Source organism: Planktotalea sp. (genome assembly GCF_039984035.1).
GTDB lineage: Bacteria > Pseudomonadota > Alphaproteobacteria > Rhodobacterales > Rhodobacteraceae > Planktotalea.
Genome location: NZ_JBDWVM010000439.1, coordinates 1 through 5,001, shown reverse-complemented (window position 1 = coordinate 5,001; position 5,001 = coordinate 1). Strand labels below are relative to the sequence as shown.

Below are 5,001 nucleotides of genomic sequence, written 5' to 3'. Positions count from 1 at the left end.
GAGTTGGGGTTTGAAAACCTGTTCGTCGTCTCGCATGGTGCAGACCCCAAGATTGCTGAACTCTGCCCAAAGGCAAGCGTGATCACGATCCCGCGCGATACGTTAGAATTCTTTGACCGCAATCGCGCGAACTTGCTCAATGGCATTCATGCAGGCCTGAGCAATGTATATGATTGGATCATTCGCACTGACGCGGATGAGTTGATTTGCTATGATCCCGATCTCTATCCAGACCTGCCCTCCGCCATCAGCGCAAACGCCGAGGCACCGGTCCTAACCGCCCTCGGTTTCGAGCTATTCGAAAGCAACGCTGACACGGCGCTGACAGAACAACCTACATTTTCCCAGCGCACCAACATCGCCTTTTCTGGTCACTACTCCAAAGCGGTCGCCGCGCGCAGAGCGATTGATTTCTCGCTGCACGGCATCCGCGTCGCCCCGCGCAAATTGGAAAGCTATCCCTTCACGATGCCCAAAGGATTTTACCTAGCGCATCTGAAATTCGCCAACAGCGATGCGCTGCACGCAAGCAATGATGTGCGCATGCAGGTCGCCAATAGTGAAGGCGACGGTCTGCCGGGCGCAGGTTGGGGCAAAGCTGATGAGGACACGATCAAGCTATGTCGCACATTTTGGGACAAGCCTGAAAAAACTTGGCACGCAGCAGAAGAACACGCCTTTGACACCCTCTCCATCAAACCCACGCGCAAACCACAGAACAACCTGATCAAAACCCGCGCGTTAAAATTGAATTACCGAACAACGCTGCCAGAAAAATTTGCGAGGCAAGGATGATTTGGCTTTCCGCTACCCTCTACACGTTAATTATGGCAGCGACTGCAGTCTTTCAGCTGTGCCTCATCGGCGGCGCGCCTTGGGGGGAATATACGCAAGGCGGGCAAAACATCGGTCCGTTGCCCCGCCGAAATAGGGTATTCGCAGGCGTGTCGATCTTTGTATTGGCGGCAATGGCAGCTGCGGTTCTATCGGCAGCGGGTGCCTGGCCCAATTGGCCGACATGGACCGCTTGGGTAGTCCTGGCGACGCAGGCCCTTTCTACCCTGTTAAACTGGATCACCCCCTCCGTAAAAGAACGTCGCCTTTGGGGACCGATCACCCTAGTTCTCTTAATTCTGGCCTTGATCGTGGTGTTCTTGGGCCCTTAACGCCCGACCCTACGTTAGGTCACCTGCCCAGCTCTGTATTTGCCTCTCTTCCCGTACCGTGCTTTCCTATCCCAAAGGGAGCCACACACATGCGCAGAGTTATCAAGTATCTCATCCGAGCGATCATCGTCCTTGCCATTATTGCTATCGCCGTTGGCATCTGGAAACGCGAAGAAATCAAACGCCTCCTTGCGGTTAACTCTCTGTTCACCGAAGAAAAGATCGTTACCAATTTCTCTGGCATGAACGCGGCTTTCCTCTCTGTTGATATTCCGCGCGGCGATGGCCCAGTAGCCGAGCTCCCAAAGGGCGATGCGATCACCCTCGCCACGGACGTTGATACATGGATCACTGATCGCACAGTGACGTCGCTTGTCGTGCTCAAAGATGGCGCGCTCGTGCATGAAAGCTACTACCAAGGCACAAAGCCGGAGGATCTGCGCATCTCATGGTCCGTCGCCAAAAGCTACCTCTCCGCCTTGCTCGGCGTCATCGTGGCCGATGGCGCGATTACCTCGCTTGACGATCCGGTCACCAAATACGCCCCATCCCTAAAGGGCGGCGCCTATGATGGATCGACCGTTCGCAACGTGCTGAATATGGCCAGCGGCGTCACCTTTGACGAAGATTATTTGGACCAGAGCAGCGACATCAATAAAATGGGCCGTGTCTTGGCGCTCGGCGGCTCGATGGATGGCTTTGCGGCTGATCTGAAAGAAACCTTCGTCGCACCTGGTGTGGATTGGCAATATGTGTCCATCGACACCCATATTCTCAGCATGGTTATTCGCGGCGCGACAGGGCGTGAGATTGCGCCGCTCTTGTCCGAAAAGATCATCCAGCCCATGGGTTTGGAAGCCAGCCCTTATTATCTGACCGATGGAAATGGCGTGGCATTTGTCTTGGGCGGATTAAACCTGCGCACCCGTGACTACGCGCGCATGGGACAAATGTTCCTCCAGAACGGGGAATACAATGGCACGCAAATCGTGCCCGCCGATTGGGTCGCGGCCTCAACCGTGCCCTCGGCCCCGACCAGCGCGGGCGAGTATGGCTATGGATATCAATGGTGGATGCCAAAGGATGGCCGCGAGGGCGAATTCCTCGCCCGTGGCATCTACGGGCAGTACGTCTATATCAACCGTCCCCTTGGCGTGGTGATCGCCACCAACGCCGCCGACCGCAAGTTCCGTGAAAAGGGCGTTGGCGCTCAGAACATCGATATCTTCCGTCTCATCGCAGAGGGGCTGTAGGCCATGCAAAAAGAACCAAGCCTCAATGTCCTTGGCGAACCTTTGGAACTTTGTAGTCTCGACCCACTCACGGGCTATTTTCGCGATGGTTATTGCAACACTTGTGATGACGATCTTGGCAGTCACACAGTTGCTGCCATCCTCACGAAAGAGTTTCTGGCGTTTTCGGCCTATGTGGGTAACGATCTGTCAACGCCGCGACCGGAATTTGGGTTTGCAGGGCTCAAAGATGGGGACACATGGTGTTTATGTGCGGCCCGCTTCCTACAGGCCCATGACGATCGTTGCGCCCCTTTGGTGAATTTGGCCGCCACCCATCAGCGGGCCACTGACATCGTTCCGCTTGAGGTGCTAAAACTCTATGACCACACAAACGCCTAATACATCTGCTGCGCTCATGGGTGCACTTGTCGCGGATGCTGCCACGCTTGGCCTGCATTGGATCTACGACCCAGATCGTATTGCAAAAGTCGCAGGCAACGCGCCCGCGTTCACCCCCATAGATCCTGCGAATTTTGAAGGCGTTCCAGCCTATTTCGCGCATGCACAACGCCGCGATGGTGATCTCAGTCAATACGGTGAAGTTCTGTTGCTCGCGATGCGCTCTATGGACGAACAAGGCGCATTCGATGTCACGGCCTACCAAGACGCATATTCTGCCTTCTTCGGCGCAGGTGGTCCCTACAACGGCTATATCGACAGACCGACACGCGGTGCGCTCGCCAATATTGCCGCCGACATTCGCGCGCCCTCTGGCACAGATGATGATCAACACCCCGCCATCGCAACCCTGCCTGCAATCGTTGCGCACTACCATGGCAACGAGGCACTTCCCGCGATGATCCAAACAGCTATGCAAGTGACTAACGTGAACGCGGTGGCCGATCATTACGCCGCGATTTTTGCAGACCTTTTGTTGGATGTGCTCGCTGGCACGCCATTAAAAACCGCGCTGAATAGCGCCGCGCAGCGCGAGCCGCTTTTGCACGCGGCCCTGACAACATCTGAAACCAACAGCACGGCCTATGGCCAAATCACAGAACGAGCCTGCCACTTGCCTCAAGGCATGCCGCTCTCCTTTCACATCTTAAACAACACCGACAGTTTCCAAGCCGCAATCGATGCAAACATCCTCGCAGGCGGCGACAATTGCGGGCGCGCGATTATTATCGGAAGCCTTGCTGGTGCAGCTTATGGCCTCGAAAATATCCCGCTTGAATGGCTTCTTTCTATGAATGCAGCGCAAGAAAGTTGGTCTCTCGCAAAAAAAATCTAAATATCTTCGAATAAAACCAAAGACCCAATCGTTACCTTAACATAACGCCTCACACAGCATGGTCCTGCACCACGCCATTGGCCTCAACAAAGGAATAAGCATATGTCTAAAATTAATCTTTTCTCCTCCGCGCTGATCGCAGCAAGCATGATGATCGCAACGCCTGCCGTGGTTCACGCTGCTGGCGATGAGTCCCCACCCAAGTCAACGAAGACGACCAAGAAATGCAAAGAAGGCCGTGTTTACGACGCTGAGACAAAGAAGTGCCACAAGGTTGAATCCCATAACTTCTCAGATGACCAACTTTATCTCGCAGCACGCGAAATGGCGTATGACGGCCAATACCAAAACGCCCTGAACGTTCTGGACGCAGCAGAAAACCAAGACGATCCACGCATTTTGAACTACCGTGGCTTCACAAACCGCAAGTTGGGCAACCACGCCGTCGCGATGGAATACTACGAAGCGGCGCTGAGCATCGATCCTGACTATATCCTTGCGCGCTCTTACATGGGCCAGGGTCTGCTCGCATATGGCGACAAAGCAGGCGCATTGACACAGCTCGCAGAAATTCGTGAACGCGGTGGCCGTAACACGTGGTCCTACACGGCTCTGTCCTTGGCTCTGCGCGGCACGCCAACAAGCTACTAATCAAGATGCCACTTGCCAGCTTGGGCGATTACCGCCTAGGCTGGCAACCTCACAACCCAAGGCAATTTCTTGAGCGCACTTACCGAAGGTCTCGTCCCGCTCCTGCCGCGCCTGCGCAGGTTCGCTTGGTCGCTTACACGCGACTGGCCCGATGCGGATGATCTAGTGCAAACCTCTTGTACGCGTGCGCTAGATCGCGAAACCCAATGGAATACCGCAACGCGTCTGGATGCGTGGATGTTCCGCCTGATGCGCAATGTCTGGATCGATGAAACGCGAAAACGCAAGGTGCGCATCGGAGAAGGGGTTGAGGACGCCAGCGAAAGCACCGAACTACAAACGGCAAGCGCCGGCGAGACGCAAACCTATGCCAATCAGGTGCTCGCGCAAATTGCCCTGCTGCCTGATGGGTTTGGCACGGTCTTGCTGCTTGTCGCCGTCGAAGGCCATAGCTATGCGGAAACAGCCGAAATCATGGACCTTCCAATCGGCACTGTCATGTCACGTCTTTCCAGTGCACGCCAAAAACTGCGCAGCGCACTTGAGCAACAGAAAGGAGCCCGCAGATGAGCGATGAAACGCCTCTCAGCGACGAGCTACTGATCTGGCTCAGCGCCTATGTCGATGGCGAACTCACGGATGAAGAGCGCGGCAA

General features: G+C 55.2%; 7 protein-coding genes. All 7 read left to right on the top strand.

Annotated features, from left to right (window positions below; genetic code table 11):
- The coding region (locus ABJQ89_RS19560; RefSeq protein WP_348497833.1) for a glycosyltransferase family 2 protein at positions 1-795 on the top strand (795 nt) is incomplete at its 5' end.
- Between the two features lie 32 nt (positions 796-827).
- Positions 828-1,166 carry a hypothetical protein gene (locus ABJQ89_RS19555; RefSeq protein WP_348497832.1) on the top strand — a complete coding sequence of 113 codons (339 nt, stop codon included), beginning with the start codon at positions 828-830 and terminating at the stop codon, positions 1,164-1,166.
- 89 nt (positions 1,167-1,255) lie between these two features.
- Entirely contained in the window at positions 1,256-2,419 is a 1,164-nt protein-coding gene (locus ABJQ89_RS19550; RefSeq protein WP_348497831.1) for a serine hydrolase, read from the top strand.
- A gap of 3 nt (positions 2,420-2,422) precedes the next feature.
- Entirely contained in the window at positions 2,423-2,800 is a 378-nt protein-coding gene (locus ABJQ89_RS19545) for a DUF2237 domain-containing protein (RefSeq protein WP_348497830.1), read from the top strand.
- Positions 2,781-3,695 carry an ADP-ribosylglycohydrolase family protein gene (locus ABJQ89_RS19540; protein ID WP_348497829.1) on the top strand — a complete coding sequence of 305 codons (915 nt, stop codon included), beginning with the start codon at positions 2,781-2,783 and terminating at the stop codon, positions 3,693-3,695. The genes ABJQ89_RS19545 and ABJQ89_RS19540 overlap by 20 nt, the downstream gene beginning before the upstream one ends.
- Before the next feature lie 102 nt (positions 3,696-3,797).
- The gene (locus ABJQ89_RS19535) at positions 3,798-4,346 is read left to right on the top strand and encodes a tetratricopeptide repeat protein (protein WP_348497828.1); all 549 of its coding nucleotides are present in this window, start codon (positions 3,798-3,800) and stop codon (positions 4,344-4,346) included.
- 69 nt (positions 4,347-4,415) lie between these two features.
- Positions 4,416-4,916, top strand: a complete 501-nt coding sequence (locus tag ABJQ89_RS19530; RefSeq protein WP_348497827.1) for an RNA polymerase sigma factor — start codon at positions 4,416-4,418, stop codon at positions 4,914-4,916.
- The last annotated feature ends 85 nt before the right edge of the window (positions 4,917-5,001 follow it).

Coding starts and splice junctions, on each gene's coding strand:
- ABJQ89_RS19550 (WP_348497831.1), top strand. CDS start 1,256: ATGCGCAGAGTTATCAAGTATCTCATCCGAGCGATCATCGTCCTTGCC.
- ABJQ89_RS19545 (WP_348497830.1), top strand. CDS start 2,423: ATGCAAAAAGAACCAAGCCTCAATGTCCTTGGCGAACCTTTGGAACTT.
- ABJQ89_RS19540 (WP_348497829.1), top strand. CDS start 2,781: ATGACCACACAAACGCCTAATACATCTGCTGCGCTCATGGGTGCACTT.
- ABJQ89_RS19555 (WP_348497832.1), top strand. CDS start 828: ATGGCAGCGACTGCAGTCTTTCAGCTGTGCCTCATCGGCGGCGCGCCT.
- ABJQ89_RS19535 (WP_348497828.1), top strand. CDS start 3,798: ATGTCTAAAATTAATCTTTTCTCCTCCGCGCTGATCGCAGCAAGCATG.